The following is a 3,504-nucleotide window of genomic DNA, read 5'->3' on the forward strand; positions in this document are numbered from 1 at the left end:
CGCCTCCCCGTCCGCCTCCAAGTCCGCGGCGAAGTCGGACGCGAAGGCCCCGGCGGCCACCGCCTCCTCCTCCGCCTCTTCCGCCGCCGGCAAGAGCTGACCGCACATTTCACATCGGGTTCGTTCACGGACCTCAACTCGCAGGTCAGCACGGCCCTTTGACGGAGCCCGGCCCCTTCGCGGACCGGGCTCCTGACGGACCGGCACCCAGGACGCCGCACACATGTGCCACCCTGTTGCGCGCAACAACATGTAAGGGGAGGGGAGTCCGGGTGTCCGCACCCATTCAGCTCACACGTATGCACCGGGTGCTCATCGGTGTGGTCGTCTCCGGTGCGGTCGTCATCGCCGGTATCGGCTTCGCCGGTTCGTACGCCGCTGTGCGCGAGCTCGCCCTGAAGAAGGGCTTCGGGAACTTCGCCTACGTCTTCCCGGTCGGCATCGACGCGGGCATCTGTGTCCTGCTCGCCCTCGATCTGCTCCTGACCTGGATCAGGATCCCCTTCCCGCTGCTGCGCCAGACGGCCTGGCTGCTGACGGTCGCGACGATCGCGTTCAACGGCGCCGCGGCCTGGCCCGACCCGCTCGGTGTCGGCATGCACGCGGTGATCCCGATCCTGTTCGTGGTCTCGGTGGAGGCGGCCCGGCACGCGATCGGCCGCATCGCCGACATCACGGCCGACAAGCACATGGAGGGCGTCCGGCTCACCCGCTGGCTGCTCTCCCCCGTCCCGACGTTCCTGCTCTGGCGCCGGATGAAGCTCTGGGAGCTGCGCTCCTACGAGCAGGTCATCAAGCTGGAGCAGGACCGCCTCGTCTACCAGGCCCGCCTGCACTCCCGCTTCGGCCGCGCCTGGCGCCGCAAGGCCCCGGTGGAGTCGATGATGCCGCTGCGCCTGGCCCGCTACGGCGTCCCCCTCGCGGAGACGGCCCCCTCGGGCCTCGCGGCGGCGGGCATCGAGCCCGTACTGCTGCCCCCGGCCCCGCAGTTGGAGCCGGCCCGCGAGCAGGAGCAGCCGGCGGCACCGGCCGCCCAGAACGCCCCGGCACCGGGCCAGGCCCGGCACCCTGCCCCCGAGGTTGTTGGGCCCCCTCAGCAATTGGGCTTCGCCACCCAGCAGAGCCAGTGGCTCCAGGCACGCGACCCCCAGTCCGTCGAGTACCAGGGCGGCTACGACCCGACGTACGACCCGGACGCCGCCTACCAGGAGTGGTACGCGGAGCAGCAGCAGGCGGAGCAGTTCCAGCAGTACGAAGAGGAACAGCAGCAGTTCGAACAACGGCAGCAGTTCGAGGAGCAACAGGCCCCCGAGCCGTCCCCGGAGGACACCGGTACCTTCCCGATCCCGGCCGGTCCGGGCCGTACCCGGGAACTGGGCGCGGGCGGCGGTACCGAGCCGACCGAGGAGGACTATTACCAGGTCTTCAAGAAGTCGATAGACGGCAGCTACCCGACTTCGGGCCAGTTCCGGGGCAACGTCGAGGACACGTACGGCATCATCCTTCCGCAGCGTGAGGCCGACCGACTGGTCAACCGCTTCACGAACCGCCACACGGAGGAACTCCAGGAGTACCACAGCGCCTGAGACCTGAAGCCGGAACGACGAAGGGGCCCTCGATCGAGGGCCCCTTCGTCGTCACCGCCTACTCGCCGAGCAGCCTCCGCACCCGCTCCTGCCCGACCGCGAGGAGCAGCGTGGGCAGACGCGGGCCGGTGTCGCGGCCGACCAGCAGGTGGTAGAGGAGGGCGAAGAACGTCCGCTGGGCGGTCTTGATCTCCGGCGGGAGTTCCTTGGCGGTCGCGTCGGCGGAGAAGCCGGCCCGGACCTTGGGGACGCCGTAGACGAGGTGGCTCAGGCCGTCCAGGGACCAGTGGTCGGCGAGGCCGTCGCGCAGGAGCCGTAGCGACTGCTGGGAGGGCTCGTCGAGGGACTTGAGGAGTTCGGTGTCGGGTTCGTCGCGCACGATGGTCCGCTGGTCGGCGGGGACGTGAGTGTTGATCCAGGCCTCGGCCTTGTCGAGCCGGGGGCGGACCTCGTCGAGGGTGGACAGGGGGTCGGCCGGGTCGAGTTCGCTGAGGATGCGCAGCGTCTGGTCCTCGGCTCCGGCGGTGATGTCGGCGACGGACGCGAGGGTCCGGTACGGCATCGGGCGGGGCGTGCGCGGGAGTTCACCGGCGGCGGTGCGCACGGCACGGGAGTGCGCGGCGAGGTCGGCCGGCAGGGCGGACCCCTCCGCGACCTTCCCGTCCAGCTTGTCCCACTCGTCGTAGAGGCGCTGGATCTCCTGGTCGAAGGCGATCTTGAAGGACTGGTTGGGGCGGCGGCGGGCGTAGAGCCAGCGCAGGAGCTGAGGCTCCATGATCTGGAGCGCGTCGGCCGGGGTGGGGACCCCGCCCTTGCTGCTGGACATCTTGGCCATGCCGCTGATGCCGACGAAGGCGTACATGGGCCCGATGGGCCGCTCGCCGCCGAAGATCCCGACGATCTGCCCACCGACCTGGAAGGAGGAGCCGGGAGAGGAGTGGTCGACACCGGAGGGCTCGAAGATCACGCCCTCATAGGCCCAGCGCATCGGCCAGTCGACCTTCCAGACCAGCTTGCCGCGGTTGAACTCGCTGAGCAGGACGGTCTCGGTGAAGCCGTCCTCGGTGCAGACGTACGTCAGCTCGGTGGTGTCGTCGTCGTACGCCGTGACAGTGGTGAGGTCCTTGCCGCAGCTGCCGCAGAAGGGCTTGTACGGGAAGTAGCCGGCGGAACCGGAGCTCCCGTCGTCCTCCTCGGCCGCGCCGGAACCGGCCTCGGCCTCCAGCTCGGCGGCGTCGACGGGCTTCTGCGACTGCTGCTGCTTCTTGGCCGGGGCCTTCTTGGTGCGGTACTGCTCCAGGATCGCGTCGATGTCGCCGCGGTGCTTCATGGCGTGCAGGATCTGCTCGCGGTACACGCCCGAGGTGTACTGCGCGGTCTGGCTGATCCCGTCGAACTCCACGCCCAGCTCGGCGAGCGAGGCGACCATCGCGGCCTTGAAGTGCTCGGCCCAGTTCGGGTACGGCGATCCGACCGGGGCCGGTACGGACGTCAGCGGCTTCCCGATGTGCTCGGCCCAGCTGGCGTCGGTCCCCTCCACCCCGTTGGGAACCTTGCGGTAGCGGTCATAGTCGTCCCAGGAGATGAGGTGCCGGACCTCGTGGCCCCGGCGGCGGATCTCGTCGGCGACGAGGTGCGGGGTCATGACCTCGCGCAGGTTGCCGAGGTGGATGGGGCCGGAGGGGGACAGCCCGGACGCGACGACGACAGGTTTGCCGGGGGCCCGACGCTCCGACTCCTCGATGACCTCATCCGCGAAACGGGAGACCCAGTCGGTGGTCTCGGTGCTCTGAGCCACGATCGGCACGTCCTTCTTTCTGACACGGGGCAGCCGGTACGGTCGCACGACTGACCGCTCTATTGTCCCAGGCAAGCCCGCATCCACGAAAACGCCTTTTCCAAGCCCGTGACTGTGGGT

The 3,504-nt window shown here is 69.6% G+C and carries 2 protein-coding genes; one reads left to right on the top strand and one right to left on the bottom strand.

What is annotated here, in order from left to right:
• The first annotated feature begins 299 nt into the window (after positions 1-299).
• Complete coding sequence (locus AC31A1_RS48740; protein WP_489659483.1) at positions 300-1,586, top strand: DUF2637 domain-containing protein; 1,287 nt, start codon at positions 300-302, stop codon at positions 1,584-1,586.
• A 58-nt stretch (positions 1,587-1,644) separates the two neighbouring features.
• Here AC31A1_RS48740 and lysS read toward each other — a convergent pair whose 3' ends face one another.
• Positions 1,645-3,393, bottom strand: a complete 1,749-nt coding sequence (lysS, locus tag AC31A1_RS48745) for a lysine--tRNA ligase (RefSeq protein WP_489659482.1) — start codon at positions 3,391-3,393, stop codon at positions 1,645-1,647.
• Positions 3,394-3,504: the final 111 nt, after the last annotated feature.

The organism is Streptomyces sp. P5F9, from assembly GCF_057961495.1.